Origin of the sequence: Aeromonas genomosp. paramedia (assembly GCF_023093515.1) — a bacterium.
Classification (GTDB): domain Bacteria; phylum Pseudomonadota; class Gammaproteobacteria; order Enterobacterales; family Aeromonadaceae; genus Aeromonas.
The window spans coordinates 1-26,683 of the sequence record NZ_JAAROG010000027.1 but is presented as its reverse complement, the minus strand read 5'-3'; the positions used below and the strand labels follow the sequence as shown (position 1 = coordinate 26,683).

Below are 26,683 nucleotides of genomic sequence, written 5' to 3'. Positions count from 1 at the left end.
CTGTACCTTTAAGCGATGACCCGTGTTTTGGTTGTAGCAGAGGCTGCCGTCATGTGCCCGAAAGGGAGACAGTCGCTCGCAAAACGCGGAAGAATCAGAGTCAGGAGGTTGTAAAGGCGGCGAATGTTAGCAGATGGGGGCGGATAAAAAAACGGCCGGAATCATATTCCAGCCGATCAAAGTATTCGTTGCTTGCTGCGGGAGCGTTACCCACATCGGCCGCTATTCTGCCCCCGGCACCCGACTCGGGCCATCAGATTATCCCTGCCTCAGGGCTCGGAATTTCCGAGTTGCCCCTCAGCCCGGCAGCTGGCGCTCGGCACAGAGCCGATCGAAGGCGGCGATGACCCGCTCGCTGGTGATCTTGCGCATGGCGTCCGGATCCTTGAGACGGGTACGCCAGTCGAGCGCCGCCAGCGGCTTGCCGGTCTCCTGCTCGATCAACTCCTGATAGACGCTGACCGCGTGTTCGCGGCACAGATAGGGGCCGGTGCGATCCGGGTTGTGATGGGCGTAGAGGCCGATCACTGGCGTGCCCGCCAGGGTCGCCATGTGGGTGGGGCCGGTATCGGGGGCCAGCACCAGGCTGGCTTCCTTGATGAGTGCCAGCAGTTGCTTGAGGTTGGTCTGCCCCACCAGATCCACCGGCTTGCTCTGGCTCAGGCGCTGGATGTCGGCAGCCAGATCCCGCTCCAGCCTGGCCGGTCCGCCGCAGAGATAGACCTGAAACCCCTTGCTGGCGGCGTGATCCGCCAGGGCGGCATAGCCTTCGGCGGTCCAGTTCTTGAACGCCTTGCTGGCGGCGGCGCAGATGAGCAGGGTCGGTTTGCCGTCTATCTTCTCCCGGGCCCAGGCCTGGTGCTCGGCGCTGATGGGCAGTTGCCAGTCCGGGGTCAGATCCTGGATGCCGAGCTCCCTGGCGAAGGCGAGAAAGCCATCCAGCACGTGGGGGGAGGCGGGGGAAGGCACTTGATGGTTGGTGAACAGCCACTGACCGTCGTTGGCCCGCGCCTTGTCGAACCCGAGCTTGATCTTGGCCCTGATGCCCAGGGTGGCGATGCTGGCCCGCAGGGCCGCCTGCAGGTGCAGCAGGGCATCGAACCTGCGGCCCTTGAGGGTGCGCCAGAGATCACGGTAGCCACGCCAGCCCTTGCTCTTGTCGAAGGGGATCACCTCCACCCCGGGCAGATCGGCAAACAGGGTCGCCTCTATCTTGCCGGTTACCCAGGTGATGCGAGTCTCTGGCCAGGCCCGCTGGATGACGCGCACCAGCGCCAGCGCATGGCAGCAATCCCCGATGGCGGAGAGCCGCAGGATGCAGATAGAGGAGGGCGGCGTTTGGAACAGCGGCATGATGTGGCGCAATGGTGGCAAAATGGATGGATGGCATTATGCAAACTCCCTTGTGGATTGTAAAATTGCGCCAGCTGCCCGACCGGCACAGTCCCCATGACGGGATGCATTGCGCCCCACTATCGACCGGAATACTCATGATGCTGACACAGACCGCCCACAACCAGATCTGCTGGTATGCCGAAGGCGCCTTCCGCGACCCTTCCCCCGCGTTGTTCGATCCGGCCTGGTGGCAGACCCATCGGCAGGTGGTGGGCTCTGCCATAGGCCGCGGGGTGACCTGGTTCGTGAAGGACGAGTCGCGCCACCTGGTGCTACGCCACTATTATCGCGGCGGCATGGTGGGCAAGCTGGTACGGGATCGCTTCTGGTTCGAAGGGGTCGAATCGAGCCGCGCCATGGCCGAATACCGTCTGCTGGCCCAGCTGAGCGAGCAGGGGTTGCCGGTGCCACGGCCGTTCGCGGCCCGCATGGTCAAGCAGGGGCCCTTCTATCGCGCCGACATCCTTATCGAGCGCATCCGTGGCGCCAAGGATCTGGTGGCCCTGCTCAAGCAGGGGGCGCTCCCCGACGAGGTGTGGCACAAGGTGGGTCAGACGGTGCGCCGGCTGCACGATGCCGGGGTCTGTCACGCCGACCTCAACAGCCACAACCTGCTGCTCGACAAGGAGGGCAAGGTGTGGGTGATCGATTTTGACAAGGGGGCTATCCGCTCCCCCGGCAGCTGGCAGCAGGCCAATCTGGAGCGGTTGCTGCGCTCCTTCAACAAGGAGTCGCAGCTGCACACCAGTTTCCACTTCGTGCCGGAAAACTGGCAGGCGCTGATGGTGGGCTATCAAGGCAAGACGGGCTGAGCTCGGCCTCCACTCCGTGTCTGGAGGTTGGCAGGCCCTGATGGCGGGCTATCAGGGCAAGACGGGCTAAGCTCGGCCTCCACTTCGTGTCTGGAGGTTGGCAGGCCCTGATGGCGGGCTATCAGGGCAAGACGGGCTGAGTTCGGCCTCCACTTCGTGTCTGGAGGTTGGCAGGCGCTGATGGCGGGCTATCAATGCAAGACGGTCTGAGGGAGCGGCTGGTGCGGATAAAAGGGCACCAGGGAAAAGCTGGTTGACGCTGTTGCTCGGCGCAATCGCCAATGTTACTTATGTGAGTGTTGCTGTCTGGGCAGACAGTCAGATCCGGTTTCGAGGCGCGTGATGGAAAGGTATGAGACTCCCGGGGTTGAGGTCATTACCCCGCTTGAGGTGACGCTGAAGGCAGAAGCCATGGCGATGCTGGAGGCCGGGATCTGGACCTGGTCGGCCGAACAGGGCCTGAGGCGAGATCCCTCCTGCCTGCAACTGCTGGGGCTGGTGGGGAACGAGCTGGATGATCTCGGCTGGCTGGCCCGGGTGCACCCGGATGACGGGCCCCGCCTGGGGGAGGCCATCGATGCCTGTCGGGAGGGGCGCAGCAGCGGGTTGCGGCTCGAGTACCGCATCCTGCACCATCAGGGCCACTACATCCGGCTGGAAGAGCGGGTGCGCCGCGACGAACGAGGCCAGCTGCTGGGGGTGGTGCGCCATCTGGACGCGGTCATGCCCCAGCTGGACGATCGCCACGACACCGACCCTCTCACCGGGCTCGAGAGCCGCAGTCACTTCGAGTCGCTGCTGGACGAGCGGCTGACCAGCGAGAGCGGCAGCTTCTGCCTGCTGCAGTTCACCGTGGATCACCGCAGCAAGATATTGCAGCTGTTTGGCGAGGCCGCCTGCGACGCCATGCTGGCCAAGCTGGCCCGCATAGTGCGCCGCGAATTGCGGCGGGAAGATCCCTTCGCCCGCTGGGACGAGGACGGTTTCATCCTGATGCTCTCCCAGACAGATCGGCTGAGCGGCCTCGAGATTGCCGAACGGCTGCGTCTCGAGATCGCCGATGCCAGCCTGTTGCCCGAGCGGCCGGTGACCGTCAGCATAGGCCTGGTGCAGAGCCAGAGCGCCGAGCAGCTCGATCACCTGCTGGCCCGGCTGGCCTCCTGCCACGGCCAGGCCAGGCGGGAACGCAACACAGTGGTTGGCTGATTCTTAGTCAGCGCTCACTCACCCGCCGATGCCTGTGGGTCAAAGGAGGCCTGCATCGGCAGGCCTGGTGGTTCGTCAGTCCGCGCTGCACGTCGGCTGACGCTGGCAGACCCAGAGGGAGGCCAGCATCAGCAGGGCGCCTAGGCTGAGCCTGAACAGATCCGTATCCTTGCCCCAGAGCACCAGATTGACCAGCAGACCGGCCGGGATCAGGGCGTTGTTCATGATGGCCAGCACGCCGCTGCTGACCAGGGTGGCTCCCTTGTTCCACAGGAAGTAGCCGAGCCCGGATGCCCCCACCCCCAGCCAGAGCAGTATGCCCCACTGCAATCCACTCGTCGGGTATTGCGGTTGGCCCAGCAGCCACCAGGCGGGCAGGGCGATCACCAGGGCCCCCAGATAGAAGCAGCCAAACACCGCCAGCTGGGGCGGTTGCTGCGCCTCTCGCGCCAGCAGCACCTTGTAGCCCACCTGGCCCAGGGCGAAGCAGAGGTTGGCTCCCTGCACCACCAGGAATCCCATCACATAGCTCTCGGTCAGGCCGTCGAAGCGGATGACGGCCGCCCCCAGCACCGCCAGCAGCGCCCCCCACAGGTAGGTCGGCTTGAAGCGCCCCTCCAGCAGATCGTGGATCAGGGTGACGTAGATGGGGGTGAAGATGGTGAACACCAGTACTTCCGGCACCGTCAGCAGCAGGAAGGAGTGGTAATAGAACAGATACATGATGCCGAGCTGGATGGCGCCGAGTGCCATCAGCTTGGCCACCAGATCGGGGCGCAGCCAGCGGCGGCGCAGGAAGGGCAGGAACACCAGGCTGGCGAGGACGATGCGGGTCAGCACCGAGAAGTAGGCGTCCACCTGGCCGGCGAGGTAGACCCCGATCAGGCTGAAGGAGAAGGACCAGAGCAGGGTAACCCCTATCAAGTAGTTCATGTGATTGAATTGTCGTCAGTTGTCAATTTGGAGGGCGCTATGATGGCCGAGTTGGAAAGCGCGATCCAGCGTTTATGGGGGCAGTTGCCACAGATCGGTGTGTTTGCCTTCGAGGCGAGCAACGGGGCGGGCTCCGCGACCGACTGGAACGGCCGTGGCGAGGGGGAGGTGCGGGTGACCGATCATCAGGGGGGCTGGCTGTTTACGGAGCAGGGGCGCTACACCACGCCCCATGGGCGGGTGCTCACCATGCACAACAGCTTCTGGTGGCAGCGCGGCGAGCGGGGGATCCGCCTCTCCCACCTGCGCCACCAGGCGCCGGTGTTGCTGTTCGAGCTGCTGCCCCAGGGAGACGGGCGCTGGCTCACCGCCGAGGCGCACCTGTGTGGTCAGGATCACTACAGCGCGGAACTGACGCCGACCGAGGACGGCTTTCTGCTCGCCTGGCAGATCACGGGGCCGCGCAAGAACGAGCGGCTCAGCTACCGCTACTGCTCGGAGGGCGGGAAACCGGCATAAAAAAACCGGCGCAGAGCGCCGGTAGCGGGGACAAATCGGAGGTTTTTTTAAAACGGTCCCAAAAACAGGAGAGATACACTCTCGTCACACATTCAGATATGGACTTCAGGCATTCAGGGCATAGCTCAGCATGGCCTGCAGCTTGCTGTCGAAGAACCAGGGCAGGGTCAGCATCAGCAGGCCGAGCAGTCCGGCCAGCCGGTGGCGATATTGCCAGCCGGCTATCAGCACCAGACCGCCGCAGAGTGTGGTCAGGATGCCTGACATAGGCTGGCCTCCCGACGGGCACGACGCTGCTGTGCCCACTGGTTCAGGGCGACCGAGCCCAGGATCAGCGCCAGTGCCACGGCCGTGGTGGAGTGCACCTGCTCGCCGAGGAAGAGGGCACCCAGCATGACGCCGAACAGCGGCACCAGGTAGTTGCTGAAGGAGGCGAAGGTCGGGCCCGCCTTCTGGATCAACGCCATGTAGAGGAAGTAGACCAGACCGGTACAGAACACACCCAGCACGGTCACGGCGCCGATGGCCTGCTGGCTCGGCAGGGTCAGGGCGCTCAGATCGGTGACGAAGGGCGCGGCCAGCAGCAGCTGGATGGCTGACGAGATCAGTATGTTGCGGGCCACCACCACAGGGTGGTCCTTGGCGAAGCGCTTGATCATCAGCAGGCCGATGGCGAAGCAGCTTGCGCCGAACAGTATGGCCATGGCACCGAGCAGACCGGCGTTCATGCCGTTGGCCAGTTTCGGCCAGAACAGCACCAGCACACCGACGAAGCCGATGACCACGGAGAGCAGACCGCCCTTGGTGATTCTTTCACCAGAAATAAACAGGGGCGCAGCCAGAATGGTCACAAAGGGAATACAACCCATGACCACGGCGGCGATGGCGCTGTCAACATACTGCTGACCCCAGGCCACCATGATGAAGGGGATGGTGGCATCGAGCAGGGCGATCAGCATATAGGTACGCCAAGGGGTGTGCTCGCTCTTGAGGCGCATGAACAGGCAGAGCAGACCCAGGGTCAGGCTGCCGCACAGGGCGCGACCGGCCGCCACCATGATGGGGGGCAGTTCGGTAACGGCCTGATGCATGAAAATGAACTGGGAGCCCCACAACAGGCCTATCGCCAGCAATAACAGATAGCTACGCATGTTAATCTCCGTGTAATTCGCCCGCGCATTCTATGCAATCTGCTACTATGCCAAAAATGAATTGTCGTCATTCAACTATGGCCAATATCGATGGAACTCCCCCTTTCCCGCCTCGACCTCAACCTGCTCAATGTGTTCGACATGCTGATGCAGGAGCGCAACGTCACCCGTGCTGCGGAACGGCTCCACCTCTCCCAGTCCACCGTCAGTCACGCCCTGGGGCGCTTGCGCCAGGCGCTGGACGACCCCCTGTTTGTCATGAGCCGGCGCGAGATGATGCCCACCGAGCGCGCCAAGGCGCTGGCCGGGCCTGTGCGCCAGGCGCTGGCCATGCTGGAGCAGGGCCTGCGCCAGGCCAAGGGATTCGAGCCCGCCAGCGCCCAGCGGGTGTTTCGCATCGCCACTCCGGGCTCGGTGGAGCACGGCCTGGTGCCGACCCTGGTGGAACGCATGGTCCAGCAGGCGCCCCATTGCCGGCTGGAGGTGTGCGAGCTGGCGGACAGCGACTACGAGCGGGAGCTGGAGAAGGGGGAGCTGGATCTGGTGATCGGCTTCGCCGGCGCCAACCATCTCTCCCCTCGCTTGTGGCGCGAGGAGTGGTTCAGCAATCCCCTGGTCTGCCTGTCACCCCTTGGCAGCGCGCTGCCCGATGAGCTGGGGCCGGACGAGCTGGTGAGCCGCCCCCACATCCACACCTCCAGCTGGGGGCACAGCCAGGCCATGGTGGATCTCTGGCTGGCCCGCTTCGGGGTGGCGCGGGAGCTGGGGGTGCGGTTGCCGAGCTTCATGGCGGTGCCGCAGCTGATGGCGACCGGCCGCTATCTGGTGGTGGTGCCCGAGATGATAGGGCGCCACTTCTGCCGCTACTACCCGCTGCGGCTTCATCAGCTGGAGCCCGCCATTCCCATCGTCTACCTGATGGCGGGCCACCCGCTCAGCGCCCATGACGAGGCGATCGGCTGGTTCAAGGGGCTGCTGCACCGGCTCGCCTTCGAGCGTTACGGTGCCGACGCGCTGGGGGCGCCGACTCAGCGCAACCCGGCGAAGTAGTCCAGTCCCATGGCGCTCTTGACCTCTGCCAGCACCTCGTCGGTGAGGGCGCGGGCCTGCAAGGTGCCCTGCTGCAACAGGCGCAGCAGCTTCTCCTTGTCGGCGATGGCCGCCTGACGTCGCTCCTGCATGGGGGCGAGCAGGGTCTGCAGGCAGTCGTTCAGCACCTGCTTGCAGCGCATGTCTCCCAGCCCGCCGCGCTGGTAGTGGGCCTTCATCTCGGCCACCAGCGCCTTGTCGGGGTGGAAGGCATCCAGATAGGCGAACACCGTATTGCCCTCCACCTGGCCCGGATCGCTCACCCTGAGGTGGTTGGGGTCGGTATACATGGCAAACACCGCCTGCTTGATCTCTTCCGCCGACATGCCGAGCTCTATGGTGTTGCCGAGGGACTTGGACATCTTGGCCTTGCCGTCGATGCCGGGCAGGCGGCCGGTGTCGCTCAGGATGGGCTGACATTCGGTCAGCACCTCCTTTCCTACCAGGGCGTTGAAGCGGCGCACTATCTCGTTGGTCTGCTCCAGCATGGGCAGCTGATCCTCGCCCACCGGCACATGGGTGGCGCGAAAGGCGGTGATGTCGGCGGCCTGGCTGACGGGGTAGACCAGAAAACCTGCCGGCAGGCTGCGCTCGAACCCTTTCTGCTGGATCTCCGCCTTGACGGTGGGGTTGCGCTCCAGCCGGGCGACGCTGACCAGGTTGAGGTAATAGGTGGTGAGCTCGGCGAGGGCGGGCAGGGCGCTCTGCAGGCAGAAGGTGGTCTTGGCCGGATCCAGGCCGGCGGCCAGGTAGTCGGCCATCACCTCCAGCACGTGGTCGGTCACCTTGGCCGGGTTGTGGCCGTTGTCGGTCAGCGCCTGCAGGTCGGCGATCATCACGAACTGGCGGTAATGGTGCTGGGCCTCGACGCGCTGGCGCAGGGATCCGACATAGTGGCCGATGTGCAGTTTGCCGGTGGGGCGATCGCCGGTCAGGATAACGGGGTTGTGCATGTCACTCTCTCCAGTGGGGTGGGCCGGGAGGCGACAAAGGGATGAAAACAATGACCGCCTCTCGGCGGTCACGGTGTTTTCTTTGGGAAAAATTACATAGAAAAGCAGTGCCGCCTGTTTATAAGCAGCACCACCAGTAGTTGTGATTGACGATGGTCATGTTCATGGCAAATCAAGCTACGCCTGTTTGATCACTTCTGCAAGGGCACGACCAGCAGATCGCAGGGCACCGTATTCATCAGCTGGCGGGCGCTGGAGGTGAGCAGGCTCCAGAAGCTCTGGCGGTGGCCGCATACCAGCAGATCTATCTGGTAATCCTTGACCGCCTGATTGACCCGCTCGCTCAGATCGCCGCAGATCACCAGCTTCTTCTCTATGGGGTAGTCCACCGAGGCGAGGAAGGCCTCCAGCTTCTCTTTCGCTTCGGCGATCACCTGATCCTGCACGTTGTCGATGTCGATATCGATCATCTCGGTGTAGAGATCCTTGAGGTCCACGTCCACATGGATCACCGACAGTTTGGCGCCATTGGAACGGGCCCGGTCGACCGCCTTGTCGATCACCTTGCGGTTGTCTTCCGACAGGTCGATCGCCGCCAGTATGTGCTTGTAATAGGTTCCACTCATGGGAATTCTCCTCACTGATCCTGGGTTCACTATACCAATGTCCGCTGAAACTAAAACGGCGATGTCACCACAGTTTCAGGATTTGCATGGCAAGCCCGTACTCCCTGGTTGCCATTGCGGATAAAGGATCGCATATATTTTGAACAGGAGTTTGAAGCCGATCACAGCCGTTCTATTGCCCCGACTGAGTGAGGGGAATAGGATGTGCCCGTGCTTCGCAATGAACACAACACAACAAAAAGCATCTGAATAACGCTTTGGGGAGCCTTGTGCTCCCTCTTGTTTTTCTGCCCCCCTTTCTTGCCCCTATGCCACCCGACATCAAGGTAATCCCCGGCTTCTTGGTTATGCTCTAGCCAATTCCTGTGGCGATGCTGCCGACGCTCGCTGCGGCCGATCCCCGTATTCCATCGATCCCTTGGAGATTCATTCATGATCATTCATCCCCAGATCCAGGGCTGCGTTGCCCGCAACTGCCATCCCATCGGTTGCCGCGCCGCCGTGCAGCAGCAGATCGCCAGCGTCAAGGGGGCGGGCCCCTTCAACGGGCCGAAACGGGTGCTGGTGCTGGGGGCCTCCTCCGGCTTCGGGCTGGCGTCGCGCATCGCGCTGACCTTCGGCGCCGGCGCCGATACCCTGGGCATCTCGTTCGAGCGCGGGCCCTCCGACAAGGGATTGGGCAGCGCGGGCTGGTACAACAACATCTGGTTTCGCCAGGCGGCGGAGCAGGAGGGTCGCATCGCCATCAACCTGATCGGCGATGCCTTCTCGGACGCCCTGCGCCAGCAGGCCATCGACGCCATCCGCCAGCAGCTGGGGCAGGTGGATCTGGTGGTCTACTCCCTGGCGAGCGGCATTCGGGTGCTACCCGATGGCACGCAGGTGCGCTCGGTGCTCAAGACCACCGGCCAGCCGTTCAGTGGCTGGGGGCTGGATCTGGAGCGCGATACCCTGGTGCAGCAGTCGCTGGCGCCCGCCACGCCAGAGGAGATCCGCGACACCGTCACAGTGATGGGGGGCGAGGATTGGCAGCTCTGGCTGCAGGCGTTGCAGCAGGCGGATTGTCTCGCGCCCGGCGCGCAAACCGTGGCCTACTCCTACATTGGCCCCGAATCCACCTATCCCCTTTATCGGGATGGCACCATCGGTTATGCCAAGGAGCATCTGCATGCCACCGCCGAGACCATCAACCTGCAGCTGGCCGAGATTGGCGGTCACGCCTGGGTGTCGGTGTGCAAGGCGCTGGTGACCAAGGCGAGCGCCTATATTCCCGTGCTGCCTGTCTACCTCGGCCTGCTGATGGGGGTGATGAAGGAGCGGGGCGTGCACGAGGGCTGCATCGAGCAGATGCAGCGGCTGTTTGCCGCCAAGATGTACGGGCCCCATGGGGTGGTGGCCGACGGCAACCGCCTGATCCGGATGGATGACCACGAGCTGGATCCGGCGGTGCAGGCCGCCGTCTCGGCGCTCTGGTCCAAGGTGACACCGGACAACTTCCACGCCCTGGGGGACTTCGCCGGGCTGCGCCAGGACTTCATGCAGCTCAACGGCTTCGAGCTGCCCGGCGTGGACTATGGGGCGCCGGTGGATGTCGCCTCCCTGACCGAGCTGCTGCCCTGAGTCAGGTACCTGTGTCAGGCGACGTTGCAGGCAGGCTGGTTGGGGGCCGGAGCCAGCCAATATAGTCTGGTGCGTCCCTGGTGTCTGATGTTCGAGGCGTTATGGCTTCAGGCTTTCAGCCTCAGGCGACGTTGCAGCTTGGCTGGTTGGGGGCCGGAGCCAGCCAATATAGTCTGGTTGCGCCCCTGGTGTCTGATGTTCGAGGTGTTATGGCTTCAGGCTTTCAGTCTCAGGCGACGTTGCAGGCTGGCTGGTTGGGGGACGGAGCCAGTATGGTCTGGTTGCGCCCCTGACGTTTGGCCTGGTACATGGCCATGTCGGCCCTGTGGATCAGCTGGCTGAGGCTGTCATCGTCCGGTGAGCGCTCCGCCACCCCTATGCTGATGGTCATGTGGGGGGCGGCCAGGTAGGCGATCCGGTTTCTCAGCTGTTCGGCCAGCCGCCAGCAGGTGGCGCCGTCCTGCGTCATGGCCACCAGAAACTCCTCCCCTCCCCAGCGCCCGACCTGTTGCAGGTCCGGCGCCCAGCTCTTCAGCTCCCGGGCCAGTTGCCGTATGGCCTGGTCACCTGTCTGGTGGCCGTGCCTGTCGTTGATCTGCTTGAAATGGTCGATGTCGATGATGAGCAGGGTCAGTGGCGCATCCAGCTGCCACTGCTGCTCCAGTTGCTCCAGCAGGGCGCGCCGGTTCGGCAGCCCGGTCAGCTGATCGAAGGTGGCGAGCTTGTAGAGGTGGCGCGAGCTGCGGTGCAGCCTGTGGGTGGTGAGCCCGAGCAGGATCAGGGCGCCGATCAGCAGGACGACCAGCATCAGCTGGTAGTAGCGGGCACTCTGCTGATACAGCAGTTGCTGGCGCTTGTTCTCGTTCTCCTGCTGCAACGCCAGGTTGCTGGCCTCGCTGCGGGCCAGATCCATCTCGACCTGGAAGGCGGCGGCATGCTGGCTCAGGGTCTGGTTGAAGTGCTGCCTGTAGTGCTGCATGTAGCGGGTCATGACACCATAGGCCTCGGGGTAGCGTCCCAGGTCTGCCAGCAGTCTGGCCTGCATCGCCTTGCCCTCTATGCTGACCGGGCCTGGCTGGGCCGTCAGCAGTTGCAAGGCCAGCTGGGTCTCCCCCCGTCCCTGCAGGGTTCTGGCCCGGATCTCGGTCAGCCGGGAGGCGGCCTGGGGATAACCCAGCCCCTCATAGATGGCCTGCGCCTCCTCCAGGCTTTGCCAGGCGGAGTGCCAGTCTCGCTGCGCATTGAACACCATGGCCCTGTAGCCGAGGACGATGGCGCGATAGTGGGGCGAGAGCCCGGGGGTGGCCAGCAGGGCCTCGAGCAGCTCGCTCGCCCGGTCGGGGCGCCCCATGTCGATGTAGAGCCGCGCCATGTTGGCCCGGATGATGGCCTGGCTGTTGGGTTCGTTCAGTCGCACCATCTGCCCGAGGGCATCCTGATAGTAGCTCTCGGCCTCCCGGTGGAGGCTGAGATCGGCATAGAGGTTGCCAAGGGTCATCATCAGACGGGCACACTGCAGGGTGGAGAGGGCGCTTCTTGGCCCTTTCTGCTTGAGCTGGAAGGCGGTCTTGAGCTCGGCGATCGCCTCCTTCATCTGCTGGGTACGGTAGAGGGCGAGGCCATTGAGGGCATGCCACTCGGACTCCTGCTGGAGATGGCCCAGGATGGCCGGCCTGAGCTGGGTCAGCAGCTGGAGGGCCTGCTCGGGGGCTTCGGTATCCAGGGTCAGGGCAATCTGCTGCAATCTGAAGTCGAGCAGGCGCCGGCTCTCCTGCTGGGCACTGGCCAGCCCGCGGGCGCGGGCGTTGTCCAGCAGGGCCTGCTGGTAGCGTCCCAGGGCTGCCTGGGCAAGGGCTCTGGCATGGAACAGCTCCATGTCCTGCTGCGGGCTGGCGTCGAGGCGCTGCAGATAGCCGACGGGATCCCGCGCCGCCTGCAATTCAGCCTCTTCCAGCAAGGAGGGAGTGGCCTGCAACTGGGTTATCCAGAGCAGCGCCAGTGCCATAATGAATCTCATTGAATCCTTTCCCCGACCACTGGCGCCATCATAATGGCTGATGCTACCTACACCATGTTTCTTTGCTTCTCTATAACCGTATGGGTGACAGGATGAGGTGAAGCCGGGTCACAACTGCGAGCGCTGACCGTCGTATCTGGTTGCGTCAGGCTGCAACAGTGGCGACAATCGTGACCAAATCACAGTGGAGAATCATCATGTTGGCCAAAGCCATGATCGAGAAGTTGAACGAGCAGATTAATCTTGAATTCTATTCCTCCAATCTCTACCTGCAGATGAGCGCCTGGTGCGAGGACAAGGGCTTCGAAGGGGCTGCCACCTTCCTGCGCAAGCACGCCGCCGAGGAGCGCCAGCACATGGAGCGCCTGTTCACCTACGTGAGCGAGACCGGTGGCATGCCGCTGCTGGGTGCCATAGATGCACCTCCCCACGAGTTCAACTCGCTGGGGGACATCTTCCGCACCACCCTGGAGCACGAGTACCACATCACCAAGTGCATCAACGGCCTGGCCCATGTGGCATTCACCACCCAGGACTACTCCACCTTCAACTTCCTGCAGTGGTACGTGGCCGAGCAGCACGAAGAGGAGAAGCTGTTCAAGAGCATCGTCGATCGCCTGTCGCTGGTGGGCGAAGATGGCAAGGGTCTCTACTTCATCGACAAGGAGCTGGCCGAGCTGGCCAAGGGCGCCCCTGCCAGCATCATGGACGGCAACGCCTGATAGTCGTGGACACTTAGTGTTCAGCCAGTACAATACGGCCCCCTCGTGGGCCGTTTTCGATTGATGCAGCCATGAAACTGCCGCTGTGGTTTCTGCCGGATGCGATGACGGTCCCTTGGCAGGGGCCGTTTTTCTTTTGATGGGTGAGTGACGATGAAGCAGGTGGATGTAGTGGTGATCGGGGCCGGGGCGGCCGGCTTGATGTGTGCGGCCCAGGCCGGTTATCGGGGGCGATCCGTGCTGCTGCTGGACAACGCCAAGAAACCGGGGCGCAAGATCCTCATCAGTGGTGGTGGTCGCTGCAACTTCACCAACCATCAGGCCGGTCCCCACGCCTTCCTCTCGGACAACCCGCACTTCTGCAAGTCCGCGCTGGCGCGCTACACCCAGCAGGACTTCATCGATCTGGTGGACAGGCACGGGGTGAATTATCACGAGAAGACCCTGGGCCAGCTGTTCTGTGACGAGAGCGCCAAGGATATCGTCGAGGTGCTGCTCACCGAGTGTGACTGGGCCGGGGTGACCCTGCAGTGCCAGACCGAGATCCTCTCCGTCAGCAAGACGGATGACGGCTTCCTGCTCGACACCAGCAAGGGGGAGATCGCCTGCTCGTCGCTGGTGGTGGCCACCGGCGGCCTCTCCATGCCGAAACTCGGCGCCACTCCCTACGGCTTCAAGCTGGCGGAGCAGTTCGGCCTCAACGTGCTGCCTACTCGTGCTGGTCTGGTGCCCTTCACCCTGCATCAGGCCGAGAAAGAGGCCTTCGCCGATCTCGCCGGGGTCAGCCTGCCGGTGGCGGTGACCGCCGAGGATGGCACCCGCTTCAAGGAGGCCATGCTGTTCACCCACCGCGGCCTCTCGGGCCCCGCCATCCTGCAAATCTCCTCCTTCTGGCTGGCGGGGGAGAAGATCCACATCAACCTGCTGCCCGAGCTGGATATACCGGCGGCCCTCAAGGCCTGGGCCCAGGCCCATCCGGCCCAGGAGCTGAAAACCGTGCTGGGACGCGAGCTGCCCAAGCGCTTCGTCGACAAGCTGGTGGAGCTGGGGCAGCTCCACAGCAAGCCGATGCGCCAGTACAACGAGCGGGAGCTGGAGGCAGTGGCCACCCTGCTGGGGGATTGGCAGATACTGCCGAACGGCACCGAGGGTTATCGCACCGCCGAGGTGACCCTGGGGGGGGTGGATACCAACGAGCTCTCCTCCAAGACCATGGAGGCGCGCAAGGTGGCCGGTCTCTACTTCATCGGCGAGGTGGTGGACGTGACCGGCTGGCTCGGTGGCTACAACTTCCAGTGGGCCTGGTCTTCCGGTTGGGTGGCTGGTCAGTACTGCTGATGATGCAGCCCGGTGTCGTCGATGACCACGATCACGGGTTCAGTAGTGACAACTTCCAATGGGTCTGTAATGCCCTCCGGCTGGGTTGCCGGCCAGTACTGCTGATGATGCAGCCCGGTGTCGTCGATGACCACGATCACGGGCTCAGTAGTGACAACTACCAATGGGTCTGTCATCCCCTCCGGCTGGGTGGTTGATCCGTTCTGCTGATGATGTAGCCCGGTGTCGTCGATGACCACGATCACGGGCTCAGTAGTGACAACTTCCAGTGGGTCTGTAATCCTCTCCGGCTGGGTAGCTGGTCAGTACTGCTGATAATCCTGTTCCCTCATTCATCCCGGACAATGGCGCCACCTCGGTGGCTCCCTTACCTGGCTTCAACGCGGCCTCCCAGGCCGCGTTTTTTATGGGTGCTATCCCTCGCGGGGTGGCCCGTTATCCCTTTCTAAGAGTCGGCAAGAAGGCGGTCAGCAAGCCGATGAGCGGCAGGTAGGCGCAGAGCTGGTACACGGTCTCTATGCTGGTGGCATCGGCCAGCTGACCCAGCAGGGCGGCGCCTATGCCCCCCATGCCGAAGGCGAAGCCGAAGAAGAGGCCGGAGATGGTGCCGACCTTGCCGGGCACCAGCTCCTGGGCGTAGACCAGGATGGCGGAGAAGGCCGACGCCAGGACGAGGCCGATGATCACCGAGAGCACCGAGGTCCAGAACAGGTCGACGTGGGGCAGCAGCAGGGTGAAGGGTGCGACCCCCAGGATGGAGATCCAGATCACCCGCTTGCGGCCGATGCGGTCACCGACCGGCCCGCCGAGCACTGTGCCCGCCGCGACGGCGAACAAGAAGGCAAACAGATGGAACTGGGCGCTATCCAGGGACAGGCTGAACTTGTCCATCAGATAGAAGGTGTAATAGCTGCTCAGGCTGGTCATGTAGAAGAACTTGGAGAACATCAGCAGGCCCAGGATGGCCAGCGACCAGCCGATCTGGCGGCGGCTCAGGCCACTGCCGGCATGGGCCTTCATTCGCTTGTGGAAGTTGGCCCCGTGATGGCTGGACCAGCGCCCGACCAGGCAGAGCACCATGACACCCACCAGGGCGAACAGCGAGAACCAGGCCGCGCTGCCCTGTCCCTGCGGCACTATGATGAGCGCGGCGAGCAACGGACCTATGGCCGAGCCGAGGTTGCCGCCGATCTGGAACAGGGATTGGGCCAGGCCCGGCTGGTTGCCGGCCGCCATGCGGGCGACCCGGGAGGATTCCGGGTGGAAGACGGAGGAGCCCATGCCGATCAGCATGGCCGACAGCAGCACGGCGCCAAAGCTGCCCGCCTGTGACAGGGAGAGCAAGCCTATCAGGGTGAAGCCCATGCCGAGGGGAAGCGAATACGGCATGGGCCTGCGGTCCGTGTAGAGACCGATCAGCGGCTGCAACAACGAGCCCGTGAACTGGTAGGTGAGGGTGATGAGCCCTATCTGGGTGAACGACAGATCGAGCCCCAGCTTCAGCAGCGGATAGATGGCCAGCAGCACCGACTGCATCATGTCGTTCAACAGGTGCGAGAAGCTGATGGCGGCAATCACCGGGTAAGTGGTGGTGTTCAGGGGGGCGGCCGAGGGCGGGGCGGCGATCGGCGTGTCGGTACTCAGGGTCTTGTCCATGGGTGAGGTATCTGCGGTTTCACACTCCCTCTACCATGCCCTATCCCGGTGCATCTGGACATAACCAAAGTGGGCGCACGCCGGGGCTGCTCTCGATCGGCGTGCAAGCCGTTCATCCTGAAGGTGTGGGGATGGCAGGTCAGATCTTGTGCTTGGCGCGTGGCGGATTAGTATAGAAAGCCTGCCGCCGCTATCCGGCCCATCGCCCGCCATGGAGGGAACATGTTCGAAAGCCTGGGAGTCATCAACGTCTGGACCTATCTGGTGGGGCTCTTCTTCATCATCATAGCGCCGGGCCCCAACTCGATTTATGTGCTGCGCACCGCCGCGGTGCGGGGCATAGGGCCTGGCTATCGCGCCGCCCTCGGGGTCTTCGTCGGTGACGCCATCCTCATCTTCTGTGCCTATCTGGGGATCGCCTCCCTAATTCGCACCACCCCCCTGCTGTTTACTCTGGTGCGTTATCTCGGCGCCATCTACCTGCTCTATCTGGGGGTGAAGATCCTCCATGCCAACTTCATTGCCAGACGCGAAGGGCAGGAGTCTGCGGTGGAGCTGGGGGAGCGCTATTTCTCCAAGGCCCTCACCCTGAGCCTCACCAACCCCAAGGCGATCCTGTTCTACGTCTCCTTCTTCGTGCAGTTCATCGACTTCAGCTATGCCCACACCTGGATCTCCTACCTGGTGCTGGCCGGCATGCTGGAGGCCATGAGCTTCGTCTATCTCACCCTGCTGATCTTCGGCGGCACCCTGGTGGCTAGCTTCTTTCGCCGCAAACAGGGGCTTGCCCGGCTGGGCAATGGCCTGATAGGTCTGTTCTTCATGGGCTTCGCCGCCAGATTGGCGACCCTGTCGTCCTGATGCCGTCCCTCCCTTCTCCATCGGGCTGAATATGGCAGTGCTATGCCTCCCCGGTGCCTGCCTGCGGTACACTGGGGCCCGATGAGAGGGCCCCTCTCTTTTCAATCCTGCCGCCGTGGTCTCATGCCCCTGATTTGATCGGGGTCAGCCGTCCATGGCCAGATTCCTTCTATAGTGCGCCCCTTGTGGCCATAGGCCGGAGGGCCCCATGCTCGAAAATCAGATGATGTTGTTGGCGGTGTTTGAGCGGGCGGCGCTGATGCTGATGACGCTCTTTCTCCTGACCCGCACCCGGCCATTCCAGCGACTGTTCCAGAAGCGGGATCACACCCCGGCGGAGCTGCTGCTGGTGGCGGCCATCTTCGGCCTGTTCGCGGTGTTCAGCACCTATACCGGCATTCCGGTGGAGGGGGCCCTCATCAACGTGCGGATCATCGCCATCATCTCGGGCGGCATACTGTTCGGCCCCTGGGTCGGCATTCCGGCCGGGGTCATCTCGGGGCTGCACCGCTACCTCATCGACATGGATGGCCACACCTCCATCCCTTGCCTCATCGCCAGCATCATCGCCGGTCTGCTCGCCACCTGGCTGCACCTGAAATGCCGCAAATCGCGGCTCTGGCTCTACGGCATACTGGCGGGCATGGCCTGCGAGGGGCTGACCATGCTGCTGATCTGGCTGCTGACCGAGCCCCATGCCGTGGGGGTGGAGATCGTCAGCCACATCGCCTATCCCATGATCGCCGGGACCCTCTGCATCGGCCTCATCATCAAGCTGGTGCAGGATCTGGATGACGAGAAGGAGCTGATTGCCGCCAAGCAGGCCAAGCTGGCGCTGGACATAGCGAACCAGACGCTGCCCTTCTTCCAGAACATCGACCGCCACTCCCTCGGCCAGGTGTGCGCCGTGATCCGGCGCGAGATCGACGCCGATGCGGTGGCCATCACCGACACCCGGGACGTGCTGGCCTACGTGGGGGTGGGCAAGGATTACTACGAGCTGGACGAGCACCACGCCATCAGCGACATGACCCAGCGGGCGGTGCTGCTCGACCAGATCATCATCAACAACGATCTGCGCCAGTATCATCTGTCTGACTTCCATTCGGTCATCATCATTCCGCTGCGGGAGAACGGCGCCGTCAGCGGCACCCTCAAGATCTACTATCGCCGCACCCACAGCATCACCAGCTCCCTCAAGGAGATGGCGGTGGGCCTCTCCCAGCTCATCTCCACCCAGATGGAGGTGTCGCGCATCGAGCAACTGAAAGAGATGACCCGCAAGGCGGAGTTCACCGCCCTGCAGAGCAAGATCAACCCGCACTTCCTGTTCAATGCCCTCAACGCCATCTCGTCCTTGATCCGCATCCGGCCCCAGCAGGCGCGCCAGCTCATCGCCAATCTGGCGGACTATCTGCGCTACAACCTCAACAAGGGGGACGAGCTCATCGACATCCAGGAGGAGCTGCAGCAGGTGCGCGACTACGTGGCCATCGAGCAGGCCCGCTTCGGGGACAAGCTGGAGGTGGTGTTCGAGGTGGACGACGTGCACATCCAGGTGCCGAGCCTGCTGTTGCAGCCCCTGGTGGAAAACGCCATCCTGCACGGCATCCAGCCCCGCAGCGCGCCGGGCCGGGTCACTATCGAGGTGAAGCAGCTGGCGGGGGGGATCCGGGTGGCTGTGCGCGACACCGGCTACGGCATCAGCCAGGCGGTGATCGACGGGGTGGCCGCCGGCCGGGTGGAGAGTCGCAGCATAGGCCTGATGAACGTGCATCAGCGGGTCAAGCTGCTGTACGGGGACGGCCTGCACCTCAAGCGGCTGGAGCCGGGAACCGAAGTCTGTTTCTATCTGCCGGATCAGGAGGCGATGCCATGCTGAGGGCCATCATGGTTGAAGATAAGTGTGTGCTGCGAGAGGGGTTGTCATGCTGAAAGCCATCATTGTCGAAGATGAATGTTTGATGCGGGAGGCGCTGGCCTCTCCTGCGCGCCTTCAGGGGGCAATGCCATGCTGAAAGCCATCATAGTGGAAGACGAATATCTGGCTCGCGAGGAGCTGATCTATCTGGTGAACCAGCACAGCCAGATCGAGATAGTGGCGAGCTTCGAGGATGGGCTGGAGGCGTTCAAGTACCTGCAGGATCACGAGGTGGACGTGGTGTTCCTGGATATCCAGATCCCCTCCATCGACGGCCTGCTGCTGGCCAAGAACCTGCACAAGTCGAGCCATCCGCCCCATATCGTCTTCGTCACCGCCTACAAGGAGTTCGCGGTGGAGGCGTTCGAGCTGGAGGCGTTCGACTATATCCTCAAGCCCTACAACGAGCCGCGCATCATCAATCTGCTGCAAAAGCTCGAGCATGCTGGCAAGTCGCAGCCGGGGCAGGGGGAGGTGAGCATCCCGCACAATCGCACCGTCAATCTGGTGAAGGGGGAGCGCATCATAGTCACTCCCTGCGAACAGATTTACTACGCGGAAGCGGACGAGAAGCTCACCCATGTCTACACCCGCACCGATCGCTACGTGATGACCATGGCTCTCAGCGAGTTTGTCAGCCGCTTGCCGGCGGAGGGGTTCTTTCGCTGCCACCGCTCCTACTGCGTCAACATCAACAAGATCCGCGAAATCGTCCCCTGGTTCAACAGCACTTATCTCATCCGGCTCCATGACCTGCCGTTCGAGGTGCCGGTCAGCCGCAGCAACATCAAGGCGTTCCGTCAGCTGATGCGGCTCTGATTGTCATTCATGCCCGCCGATCTGCATTTCATGCCTTAATCGATCGGCGGGAGTGGCGTCTTGCCTATAGTGGCCCCAGTTTCCTTAAGGCCATCGACCGAGACGCATCATGACCAAAGAGATGAATCGCACCCGCTACCTCACCCTGATAGGTACCATCATCACCCAGTTTGCGCTGGGATCCGTTTACACCTGGAGCCTGTTCAACGCCCAGCTCTCCGACAAGCTGGACGAGCCGGTGAGCCAGGTGGCCTTCGCCTTCGGCCTGCTCAGCCTCTCCCTGGCGGTGGCCTCCTCCCTGGCGGGCAAGCTGCAGGAGCGGTTCGGGGTGCGCAACGTCACCCTGGGGGCCGGCGTGCTGCTCGGCATCGGCTTCTTCCTCACCGCCCACGCCAGCAATCTGGCCATGCTCTACCTCTGCGCCGGCATTCTGGTGGGCTTCGCCGACGGGACCGGCTACCTGATGACCCTCTCCAACTGCGTGAAGTGGTTCCCGGAGCGCAAGGGGCTCATCTCCGCCTGCTCCATCGGTGCCTATGGCCTCGGCAGCCTGGGCTTCAAGTACATCAACCTGCTGCTGCTGTCGAACAACGGGCTGGAGGCGACCTTCCAGCTGTGGGGGCTGATCGCCATGTCCATGGTGCTGGTGGGCGGCATGCTGATGAAGGATGCGCCCCAGCAGGCCGCTTCCGTGCAGCAGACCGAGAGCCGTGACTTCACCCTGGCCGAGGCGATGCGCAAGCCCCAGTACTGGATGCTGGCACTGATGTTTCTCACCGCCTGCATGAGCGGCCTCTATGTCATCGGCGTGGCCAAGGACATCGGCGAGAAGATGGTGGGTCTGCCAGCCGTGGTGGCCGCCAACGCCGTCGCCATCATCGCCATGGCGAACCTGGGTGGCCGTCTGGTGCTGGGCATATTGTCTGACAAGATGTCCCGCATCCGGGTCATCACCATAGCCCAGTTGATTACCCTGGCGGGCATGGCGCTGCTGTTGTTCGTACCGCTCAATGCCAATCTCTTCTTCGTGGCGGTGGCCTGTGTGGCGTTCAGCTTCGGCGGCACCATCACCGTCTACCCCTCGCTGGTGAGCGACTTCTTCGGGCTCAACAACCTGACCAAGAACTACGGCGTCATCTATCTGGGCTTTGGGCTGGGCAGCATCATAGGCTCCATCGTGGCCTCCCTGTTTGGCGGCTTCATGGCGACCTTCAACCTGATTCTGGTGTTGCTGGTGGTGGCCCTGGTGCTCTCTCTCACCATACGGCTGCCAGCTCCCGTTGCGGTGGCGGCGGATCGGGGCTGACCTGGTCCCCACTGCGGTAAAAAAGAAGACCCGGGCTTTGGCCCGGGTCTTTTCGTTGGTACCAGCGACGCTTAGCGCGGCGGCAGTCCCAGCAGGGTGCGCAGCTGGCTGGCGGTGGCCTCGACCGTCGGCCAGTCGCGGCCGGTGACGGTCACATGGCCCATCTTGCGGCCGGGGCGGGCGTCGCCCTTGCCATAGAGGTGCAGGTGCACCCCGGGCAGGGCCAGGGCGCCGGCCCAGTCCGGCGTGCCGTCTTGCCACAGATCCCCGAGCAGGTTCAGCAGGATGGCGGGCTGAACCTCAGCCTGCGCCGGCAGCGGCAGATCGCACAGGGCGCGCACCTGCAACTCGAACTGGCTGCAACCGGCGTTGTCGATGCTGGGGTGTCCCGAATTGTGGGGGCGGGGCGCCATCTCGTTGACCAGCAGCGCGCCGCCGACCAGGAAGAACTCCACCGTCAGCACGCCCACATAGTCGAGGGCGGCGATGATGTGCTCGGCGATGCGCTGGGCTTCCGCCTCCAGGGCGGGCACATTGGCCGGGGAGCGGGTCTGATCCAGGATGCCGCCGCTGTGCCAGTTCTGCACCAGGGGCAGGGCGCTGATGGCACCGCTCGGGCTGCGGGCCAGGGTGAGGGCAAACTCCCCCTCCAGCGGCAGGCGCTTCTCCAGCACGCAGGGCACGCCGCTGGTGGCCAGGGCCGCTGGCAGCTCGTCGGCCTGGTGTATGGTCCACTGTCCCTTGCCGTCGTAGCCTTCGCGAGCCGTCTTGAGAATGGCGGGGAAGAGGTCGCTGGGCAGGGCCGGTAGCGGCTCGCCCGGCAGCAGGGTCAGGTTCGGGGCGACCGGCACGCCAGCGCGGGTCAGGAAGGCTTTCTCTTCCCGGCGATCCTGGCAGACGCGCACGGCGCTGGCCGCAGGGCGCACCGGCAGGTGCTGCTCCAGCAGGGCCAGGGAGGCGGCCGGCACGTTCTCGAACTCGCAGGTGACGGCATCGCAGCGACTGGCCAGCTCGCGCAGCGCCTCGGCGTCGTCATAGGCCGCCACAATCTGGGCGTCGGCCGCGGCGCCGGCGATGCTGGCGGGATCCGGATCCAGCACTATCACCTGATAACCGAGGCGATGGGCCGACATCACGAAATAGCGGCCGAGCTGGCCGCCCCCCAGCATGCCGAGGGTAGCGGGGGGCAGTATCATGCCGGGTCCTCCAGTTGCAGGGCCAGCACCCGATCGCGCTCGTTGGCACGGAAGCTGTCGAGCTGCTGGTGATAGCGAGGGGCGTCGCCATCCTGGGCAACCGACAGCAGGGAGACGGCAAACAGACCGGCGTTGGCGGCCCCCGCCTCGCCGATGGCGAAGGTGGCGACCGGCACCCCTTTGGGCATCTGCACTATGGAGAGCAGGGAGTCCATCCCCTTGAGCTGACGGGTCGGGATGGGCACACCCAGCACAGGCACCGTGGTCTTGGCGGCCAGCATGCCCGGCAGGTGGGCGGCCCCGCCGGCCCCGGCGATGATGGCGCGCAGGCCGCGTTCGCGGGCACTGGCGGCATATTCGAACAGCAGATCCGGGGTGCGATGGGCGGAGACGACGCGCGCTTCATAGGGCACGCCGTGCTCCTTGAGGATGCGGGCTGCCGCTTGCATCACGGGCCAATCGGAGTCAGAGCCCATTACCAGGCCGATCATTGGGGGGGTCGTCATTACGGCTTCCTCGGGGGTGTCAAACGTTTGCCGCATGTTACCAAAAAGCCGTGGGACCTGGCTCAACATTTCTTGCGTCTGACCCCGTCGGATTGCGCCTAACTGAGGTCATGACAGAGGCGCAGGGCGGTAATTGTGCCACTCGACACCCTCTGGTGGGAAAAAGTGACAGCAGCAATCCAGATGGCTATACATCCAATCCGGCTCTGCCTATAATCCCCCCGCTTTGGCGCATCATGCTTAAAAGGGAATCCGGTGAGAATCCGGAGCTGGCGCGCAGCGGTAAGGGGGAACGAAGCGACATCAGGGCACTGCCGTCAGGTGGGAAGCCGTCGCCGTAGGCCATCAGCCCCCAAGCCCGAAGACCTGCCAAAGTTCGTATTTCGGGCCGAGAGAAACCGGCCACGAAGTAGATGCTTACGCGAACTTAAGGATCTCTCATGTCCAAGAAATTATTGGCGGCTGCCCTGTTGCCAACGGCGGCCTTTGCCCAGTCTTCCCTTCCTGCCAATGATACTATGGTGGTCACCGCCAACCGGGTGGAACAACCCGTCAGTTCTGTGCTGGCTCCCGTGGTGGTGATCGATCGCGCCGAGATCGAATCCCGCCAGGTATCGAGCCTGACGGATCTGCTCAAGACCCTGCCCGGGGTACAGATCACCACCCTGGGTGGCCGGGGCCATATCAGCAGCCTCTTCATCCGCGGCACCAACTCCAACCACTCCCTGGTGCTGATGAATGGCCGTCCCATCGCCGCCATGGTGGCCGGCACGCCGGATCTCAGCCAGATCCCGCTCGGCAACATCGAGCGGGTCGAGTACATCCGCGGGCCGCGCGCCGCCGTCTACGGTTCGGATGCCATAGGTGGCGTCATCAACCTCATCACCAAGACCTCCGCCAAGAATGGCAGCGAGACCCACCTGAAGGGGGGGGCAGGCAGCCATGGTTATGGTCAGGGCCAGCTGCGCACCGTGCAGGCGCTTGGCCAGCAGACCGACATGAACCTGCTGGTGGGCTATGAGCGGACCGATGGGTTCGATGTGGTGGCCGGTGCCCAGCAGCCGGATCGGGACGGTTTTGACAGCCTCAATGGCCAGGTCGGGATGAACCATGCCTTCAACGACGCCTGGAGTGCCGATTTCAACGCCCAGGGTTATGACAACCAGACCGAGATGGACGATCCCTATCAGTCGGCCGACCAGAGCCGGGTGAAGGCCTTCCAGTACGACGGTGGTATCAAGTTCCAGAGCGAGACCCTGACCAGCCGGCTGGAAGCCAGCTACGGCGAGAACAAGCTGAAGAGCTGGCTGGAGAGCCAGGGGGAATCCAGTGCCCAGCCGATCCACACCGGCTTGACCCGCTTCTCCTGGATCAACAGCTGGAGCGGCATCGAGGGGCTCAACCTGACCGGTGGCGCCGATTGGCAGCAGGAGCAGATGAAGTCCGATTCGCGCAGCTATGGCCAGGCCTTCAATGCCCCGGATCGCGACAACACAGGTCTGTTTGCGGTGGGCAGCTATCGCTGGCAGGCCCTGCTGTGGGAGCTGTCCGGCCGCACCGATGACAACGAGCAGTATGGCCGTCACAACACCTGGTCCGCCGCCAGCGGGCTGGACATAGATGACAACCACAATGTGCGGTTGAGCTACGGCACCGGCTTCAAGGCGCCGACCTTCCTCGATCTCTACTATCCCGGTTATGAGAACCCGGGTCTGAAGCCGGAAGAGAGCAAGAACCTGGAGCTGGACTTCTCCGGCCGTTACACCGCCTGGGATTGGTCAGTGAACCTCTATCGCAACCAGATCCAGAACCTGATCTCCTGCCAGAGCGCCTTCTCCAGCTGCAAACCGGACAACACGGATGCCGAGATCCGCGGCGTGGAAGTGGCGCTGGGGCTGGAAACCGGTCCGCTCCATCATGACCTGAGCTTCGATTACACCAAGACCGAAGACAAGAACGATGGCGATCAGCCGCTGCTGCGCCGTGCCAAGCAGAAGGCGAGCTGGCTGACACAGGTACAGCTGGGCCCGGTGGATCTGTCGACCGAGCTGCTCTATGTGGGCAAGCGGGACGACAAGAACTTCAGCAGCTTCCCCGCAGAGCGGGTGGTACTGAGCTCTTACACCCTGGTCAATCTGGGGGCCAGCTACGGGGTGACGCCTGCGCTGACCCTGGGCGGTCGCATCGACAACCTGTTCGATCGTGACTATGTTCCGGCCTATGGCTATGCCTCGCCGGGCACCGAGTTCAAGCTGACCGCCGACTATCGTCTTTGATCTGCTGCTCTGCTTATATAGAGAGGAAAAAGCGAGGCCCCGTCCTGTACGGGGCCTTTTCTATTGGCCGCCGGCGGGAGTATGATCGCCGCCTCGCATCCAAGGGGGAGCTCTGGTGGCCAATATTCTCGTGTTCGACTCCGGTATGGGCGGCTTGACCGTCTATGGGGAGATCCGTCGCACCCTGCCGGCACACAACTATTTCTACTGCTTCGACAACGCCCACTTCCCCTATGGCGAGCTGAGCGAACCAGAGCTGATCTCTGCCTGCACCGGCTTGGTCAGCCAGATGGTGGCCGAACACGCCATCGATCTGGTGGTGATCGCCTGCAACACCGCCAGCACCATAGCCCTGCCATCTCTGCGAGCCACCCTGAGCATTCCTGTGGTGGGCGTGGTGCCCGCCATCAAGCCTGCCGCCGCCCTGACCCGCAATGGCTGCATCGGCTTGCTGGCAACCCCGGGCACCGTCAGCCGCGAATATACCCATGAGCTCATCGCCCAGTTCGCGCCGGGCAAGCGGGTGTTGCTCAAGGGGGCGACCGAGCTGGTGATCGAGGCCGAACGCAAGCTGGCGGGACAGCCGGTCAACATGGGGCTGCTGCGAGAGGTGTTGGCTGACTGGATGGAAGGGGAAGAGAGGCCGGATACCCTGGTGCTGGGCTGTACCCATTTCCCGCTGCTGGGGGATGAAATCCGGCAACTGATGCCGGAGGCCCAGCTGGTTGACTCGGGCAATGCGGTGGCAAGACGGGTGGCCCATCTGCTGGCCGCGCTTCCATCCACCCTCACCGGTGAAGGGCAGGGCCATGCCTATTGCAGCCTGCTGGATGCCCGGGCCCAAAAACTGACAGCCCCCTTGCAAGCATGGGGGCTGTCATCACTCGAAGAGGTGCTGTGCTGAGTCCTCAGGCGTCGACGTCGGCGCCTTCCCTCTCATCCCTGTCCCGCTTGTCGTTGGCCTCACGTACCTTGAGGGTGCGCTGCTGATACTCCTTGTCATTGAGCGCGGCTATGGCCTTGGCCGCATCGGCGACCGGCATCTCAACAAATCCGAAGCCCCTGCGCTTGCCAGTGGCCTTGTCTTTCATCAGACGGACGGAAATCACCAGACCCTGCTCGGCAAAGAGCTCGCGCACGGCAATCTCGTTGGCACGGTAGGGCAGGTTGCCTACATATAAGGTGCATGTCTCTTGGCTGGCATTCTGCTCGGCCGCAGCGGCAGGAGCCCGGTTAAGGAACAGCGGTACCACGAAACCGCCAATGGCCAGACCTACGGCAAAAATGACTTCGGCTTTCAGGGAAAACTGCAGGGCCTGGGCAACCAGATAACCGACCAGCGCCAACACCAGAGCGAGAACGGCCGCCTGCACATAAACGGGAAACTTGGATAAATTCATCTTTAAAGACCTTTTGTAAATGAAAGCAAAAAAGGTGCAACACTCTATTCACCTCCATGGTAACCAGCTTTACGACAGGACGCTACCATGGACCACTCGGGACACATTATCCGCTTCAGTATGGCATTCCTTAAGCAAGGAAGACCCGGTTAAATGCCAATAAAACAGAGCTGAAATCATCGGCTTGTGGATAACATTGTATATATACACTGGGTAAGCTGTTTCTAACTGGATAATTTGAAGTTTCCGTGACTTTCTTCAAAAAATCCCTTGTCATCGTGATCCGGCTCCCTATAATGCGCCCCTACCAGCACGGCGGAACACGCCAAACTGATGAGCCAGCTTCCTTGCGAAGCAGGCG

25 protein-coding genes and 1 riboswitch are annotated in these 26,683 nt (G+C 63.0%); of the genes, 13 read left to right on the top strand and 12 right to left on the bottom strand.

The window, feature by feature from the left end; translation table 11 throughout:
* Positions 1–297: 297 nt before the first annotated feature.
* The gene (locus HB860_RS19000; RefSeq protein WP_432612686.1) at positions 298–1,365 is read right to left on the bottom strand and encodes a glycosyltransferase family 9 protein; all 1,068 of its coding nucleotides are present in this window, start codon (positions 1,363–1,365) and stop codon (positions 298–300) included.
* Between the two features lie 128 nt (positions 1,366–1,493).
* Between HB860_RS19000 and HB860_RS18995 the strand changes: the two genes are divergently transcribed.
* Both HB860_RS18995 and HB860_RS18990 read left to right on the top strand, forming a co-directional pair.
* Positions 1,494–2,207 (top strand): 3-deoxy-D-manno-octulosonic acid kinase, encoded by a 714-nt coding sequence (locus HB860_RS18995; RefSeq protein ID WP_247627658.1) that lies wholly within the window; start codon positions 1,494–1,496, stop codon positions 2,205–2,207.
* Between the two features lie 342 nt (positions 2,208–2,549).
* Complete coding sequence (locus HB860_RS18990; protein ID WP_247627622.1) at positions 2,550–3,413, top strand: GGDEF domain-containing protein; 864 nt, start codon at positions 2,550–2,552, stop codon at positions 3,411–3,413.
* A gap of 75 nt (positions 3,414–3,488) precedes the next feature.
* Here HB860_RS18990 and HB860_RS18985 read toward each other — a convergent pair whose 3' ends face one another.
* Entirely contained in the window at positions 3,489–4,346 is an 858-nt protein-coding gene (locus tag HB860_RS18985; RefSeq protein ID WP_247627621.1) for a carboxylate/amino acid/amine transporter, read from the bottom strand.
* Between the two features lie 42 nt (positions 4,347–4,388).
* Here HB860_RS18985 and HB860_RS18980 point away from each other — a divergent pair, with 42 nt between their 5' ends.
* Complete coding sequence (locus tag HB860_RS18980) at positions 4,389–4,865, top strand: DUF6314 family protein (protein ID WP_139437060.1); 477 nt, start codon at positions 4,389–4,391, stop codon at positions 4,863–4,865.
* Positions 4,866–4,970: 105 nt separating this feature from the next.
* On the opposite strand, the gene HB860_RS18975 is transcribed toward HB860_RS18980, so the two are convergent.
* Together HB860_RS18975 and HB860_RS18970 are read right to left on the bottom strand one after the other, a co-directional pair.
* Complete coding sequence (locus HB860_RS18975) at positions 4,971–5,132, bottom strand: hypothetical protein (protein WP_005326376.1); 162 nt, start codon at positions 5,130–5,132, stop codon at positions 4,971–4,973.
* A complete protein-coding gene (locus HB860_RS18970; RefSeq protein ID WP_139437058.1) occupies positions 5,117–6,016 on the bottom strand; it encodes a DMT family transporter in 900 nt (299 codons plus the stop codon). The genes HB860_RS18975 and HB860_RS18970 overlap by 16 nt, the downstream gene beginning before the upstream one ends.
* 90 nt (positions 6,017–6,106) lie before the next feature.
* On the opposite strand from HB860_RS18970, the gene HB860_RS18965 reads away from it, so the two are divergent.
* Positions 6,107–7,066 (top strand): LysR family transcriptional regulator, encoded by a 960-nt coding sequence (locus HB860_RS18965; protein WP_139437056.1) that lies wholly within the window; start codon positions 6,107–6,109, stop codon positions 7,064–7,066.
* On the opposite strand, the gene trpS is transcribed toward HB860_RS18965, so the two are convergent.
* Both trpS and HB860_RS18955 read right to left on the bottom strand, forming a co-directional pair.
* On the bottom strand, positions 7,045–8,058 hold the full coding sequence (gene trpS / locus HB860_RS18960; RefSeq protein ID WP_247627620.1) for a tryptophan--tRNA ligase: 1,014 nt from the start codon (positions 8,056–8,058) through the stop codon (positions 7,045–7,047). The genes HB860_RS18965 and trpS overlap by 22 nt on opposite strands.
* A 191-nt stretch (positions 8,059–8,249) precedes the next feature.
* Entirely contained in the window at positions 8,250–8,684 is a 435-nt protein-coding gene (locus tag HB860_RS18955) for a universal stress protein (protein ID WP_025325220.1), read from the bottom strand.
* Between the two features lie 432 nt (positions 8,685–9,116).
* Here HB860_RS18955 and fabV point away from each other — a divergent pair, with 432 nt between their 5' ends.
* Positions 9,117–10,304: an enoyl-ACP reductase FabV gene (gene fabV, locus HB860_RS18950; protein WP_247627619.1), complete on the top strand. Its 1,188-nt coding sequence runs from the start codon at positions 9,117–9,119 to the stop codon at positions 10,302–10,304.
* 229 nt (positions 10,305–10,533) lie between these two features.
* Here fabV and HB860_RS18945 read toward each other — a convergent pair whose 3' ends face one another.
* Positions 10,534–12,309 (bottom strand): diguanylate cyclase domain-containing protein, encoded by a 1,776-nt coding sequence (locus HB860_RS18945; RefSeq protein ID WP_348773048.1) that lies wholly within the window; start codon positions 12,307–12,309, stop codon positions 10,534–10,536.
* A 209-nt stretch (positions 12,310–12,518) separates the two neighbouring features.
* On the opposite strand from HB860_RS18945, the gene ftnA reads away from it, so the two are divergent.
* Both ftnA and HB860_RS18935 read left to right on the top strand, forming a co-directional pair.
* Positions 12,519–13,043 (top strand): non-heme ferritin, encoded by a 525-nt coding sequence (gene ftnA / locus HB860_RS18940; RefSeq protein WP_025325223.1) that lies wholly within the window; start codon positions 12,519–12,521, stop codon positions 13,041–13,043.
* A 153-nt stretch (positions 13,044–13,196) separates the two neighbouring features.
* Positions 13,197–14,381: an NAD(P)/FAD-dependent oxidoreductase gene (locus HB860_RS18935; RefSeq protein ID WP_247627617.1), complete on the top strand. Its 1,185-nt coding sequence runs from the start codon at positions 13,197–13,199 to the stop codon at positions 14,379–14,381.
* Here HB860_RS18935 and HB860_RS18930 read toward each other — a convergent pair.
* On the bottom strand, positions 14,369–14,626 hold the full coding sequence (locus tag HB860_RS18930) for a hypothetical protein (RefSeq protein ID WP_247627616.1): 258 nt from the start codon (positions 14,624–14,626) through the stop codon (positions 14,369–14,371). The two genes, HB860_RS18935 and HB860_RS18930, sit on opposite strands and share 13 nt — an antisense overlap.
* 190 nt (positions 14,627–14,816) lie before the next feature.
* Positions 14,817–16,037 (bottom strand): MFS transporter, encoded by a 1,221-nt coding sequence (locus HB860_RS18925; RefSeq protein ID WP_247627615.1) that lies wholly within the window; start codon positions 16,035–16,037, stop codon positions 14,817–14,819.
* 222 nt (positions 16,038–16,259) lie between these two features.
* Between HB860_RS18925 and leuE the strand changes: the two genes are divergently transcribed.
* The 4 genes from leuE (at position 16,260) to HB860_RS18905 (ending at position 20,944) form a co-directional block, all read left to right on the top strand.
* On the top strand, positions 16,260–16,898 hold the full coding sequence (leuE, locus tag HB860_RS18920; protein WP_139437046.1) for a leucine efflux protein LeuE: 639 nt from the start codon (positions 16,260–16,262) through the stop codon (positions 16,896–16,898).
* Between the two features lie 208 nt (positions 16,899–17,106).
* Positions 17,107–18,780, top strand: coding sequence for a sensor histidine kinase (locus HB860_RS18915; RefSeq protein WP_247627614.1), 1,674 nt, complete (start codon positions 17,107–17,109; stop codon positions 18,778–18,780).
* A gap of 129 nt (positions 18,781–18,909) precedes the next feature.
* Entirely contained in the window at positions 18,910–19,638 is a 729-nt protein-coding gene (locus tag HB860_RS18910; RefSeq protein ID WP_139437044.1) for a LytR/AlgR family response regulator transcription factor, read from the top strand.
* A 109-nt stretch (positions 19,639–19,747) separates the two neighbouring features.
* Positions 19,748–20,944 carry an L-lactate MFS transporter gene (locus HB860_RS18905; protein ID WP_247627613.1) on the top strand — a complete coding sequence of 399 codons (1,197 nt, stop codon included), beginning with the start codon at positions 19,748–19,750 and terminating at the stop codon, positions 20,942–20,944.
* A 71-nt stretch (positions 20,945–21,015) separates the two neighbouring features.
* On the opposite strand, the gene HB860_RS18900 is transcribed toward HB860_RS18905, so the two are convergent.
* Positions 21,016–22,140 carry a 5-(carboxyamino)imidazole ribonucleotide synthase gene (locus tag HB860_RS18900; protein WP_247627612.1) on the bottom strand — a complete coding sequence of 375 codons (1,125 nt, stop codon included), beginning with the start codon at positions 22,138–22,140 and terminating at the stop codon, positions 21,016–21,018.
* Positions 22,137–22,646, bottom strand: coding sequence for a 5-(carboxyamino)imidazole ribonucleotide mutase (gene purE / locus HB860_RS18895; protein WP_025325239.1), 510 nt, complete (start codon positions 22,644–22,646; stop codon positions 22,137–22,139). The genes HB860_RS18900 and purE overlap by 4 nt, the downstream gene beginning before the upstream one ends.
* 210 nt (positions 22,647–22,856) lie before the next feature.
* Positions 22,857–23,034: riboswitch (cobalamin riboswitch) on the top strand.
* 52 nt (positions 23,035–23,086) lie between these two features.
* Between purE and HB860_RS18890 the strand changes: the two genes are divergently transcribed.
* On the top strand, positions 23,087–24,922 hold the full coding sequence (locus HB860_RS18890) for a TonB-dependent receptor domain-containing protein (protein WP_247627611.1): 1,836 nt from the start codon (positions 23,087–23,089) through the stop codon (positions 24,920–24,922).
* Between the two features lie 115 nt (positions 24,923–25,037).
* Positions 25,038–25,826 (top strand): glutamate racemase, encoded by a 789-nt coding sequence (murI, locus tag HB860_RS18885; protein ID WP_247627610.1) that lies wholly within the window; start codon positions 25,038–25,040, stop codon positions 25,824–25,826.
* Positions 25,827–25,830: 4 nt separating this feature from the next.
* Here the strand turns inward: murI and HB860_RS18880 are convergent, their stop codons facing one another.
* A complete protein-coding gene (locus tag HB860_RS18880) occupies positions 25,831–26,322 on the bottom strand; it encodes an RNA recognition motif domain-containing protein (protein WP_202047961.1) in 492 nt (163 codons plus the stop codon).
* Positions 26,323–26,683 lie beyond the last annotated feature (361 nt).

Excerpts from the sequence above, each read along its gene's own strand:
- purE (WP_025325239.1), bottom strand. The coding sequence starts at position 22,646 with ATGACGACCCCCCCAATGATCGGCCTGGTAATGGGCTCTGACTCCGAT.
- HB860_RS18970 (WP_139437058.1), bottom strand. The coding sequence starts at position 6,016 with ATGCGTAGCTATCTGTTATTGCTGGCGATAGGCCTGTTGTGGGGCTCC.
- HB860_RS18910 (WP_139437044.1), top strand. The coding sequence starts at position 18,910 with ATGCTGAAAGCCATCATAGTGGAAGACGAATATCTGGCTCGCGAGGAG.
- HB860_RS18935 (WP_247627617.1), top strand. The coding sequence starts at position 13,197 with ATGAAGCAGGTGGATGTAGTGGTGATCGGGGCCGGGGCGGCCGGCTTG.
- ftnA (WP_025325223.1), top strand. The coding sequence starts at position 12,519 with ATGTTGGCCAAAGCCATGATCGAGAAGTTGAACGAGCAGATTAATCTT.
- trpS (WP_247627620.1), bottom strand. The coding sequence starts at position 8,058 with ATGCACAACCCCGTTATCCTGACCGGCGATCGCCCCACCGGCAAACTG.
- HB860_RS18990 (WP_247627622.1), top strand. The coding sequence starts at position 2,550 with ATGGAAAGGTATGAGACTCCCGGGGTTGAGGTCATTACCCCGCTTGAG.
- HB860_RS18925 (WP_247627615.1), bottom strand. The coding sequence starts at position 16,037 with ATGGACAAGACCCTGAGTACCGACACGCCGATCGCCGCCCCGCCCTCG.
- HB860_RS18975 (WP_005326376.1), bottom strand. The coding sequence starts at position 5,132 with ATGTCAGGCATCCTGACCACACTCTGCGGCGGTCTGGTGCTGATAGCC.
- HB860_RS18955 (WP_025325220.1), bottom strand. The coding sequence starts at position 8,684 with ATGAGTGGAACCTATTACAAGCACATACTGGCGGCGATCGACCTGTCG.
- HB860_RS18900 (WP_247627612.1), bottom strand. The coding sequence starts at position 22,140 with ATGATACTGCCCCCCGCTACCCTCGGCATGCTGGGGGGCGGCCAGCTC.
- HB860_RS18985 (WP_247627621.1), bottom strand. The coding sequence starts at position 4,346 with ATGAACTACTTGATAGGGGTTACCCTGCTCTGGTCCTTCTCCTTCAGC.
- HB860_RS18965 (WP_139437056.1), top strand. The coding sequence starts at position 6,107 with ATGGAACTCCCCCTTTCCCGCCTCGACCTCAACCTGCTCAATGTGTTC.
- HB860_RS18945 (WP_348773048.1), bottom strand. The coding sequence starts at position 12,309 with ATGGCACTGGCGCTGCTCTGGATAACCCAGTTGCAGGCCACTCCCTCC.
- fabV (WP_247627619.1), top strand. The coding sequence starts at position 9,117 with ATGATCATTCATCCCCAGATCCAGGGCTGCGTTGCCCGCAACTGCCAT.
- HB860_RS18880 (WP_202047961.1), bottom strand. The coding sequence starts at position 26,322 with ATGAATTTATCCAAGTTTCCCGTTTATGTGCAGGCGGCCGTTCTCGCT.
- HB860_RS18915 (WP_247627614.1), top strand. The coding sequence starts at position 17,107 with ATGCTCGAAAATCAGATGATGTTGTTGGCGGTGTTTGAGCGGGCGGCG.
- leuE (WP_139437046.1), top strand. The coding sequence starts at position 16,260 with ATGTTCGAAAGCCTGGGAGTCATCAACGTCTGGACCTATCTGGTGGGG.
- HB860_RS18980 (WP_139437060.1), top strand. The coding sequence starts at position 4,389 with ATGGCCGAGTTGGAAAGCGCGATCCAGCGTTTATGGGGGCAGTTGCCA.
- HB860_RS18890 (WP_247627611.1), top strand. The coding sequence starts at position 23,087 with ATGTCCAAGAAATTATTGGCGGCTGCCCTGTTGCCAACGGCGGCCTTT.
- HB860_RS18995 (WP_247627658.1), top strand. The coding sequence starts at position 1,494 with ATGCTGACACAGACCGCCCACAACCAGATCTGCTGGTATGCCGAAGGC.
- HB860_RS18905 (WP_247627613.1), top strand. The coding sequence starts at position 19,748 with ATGACCAAAGAGATGAATCGCACCCGCTACCTCACCCTGATAGGTACC.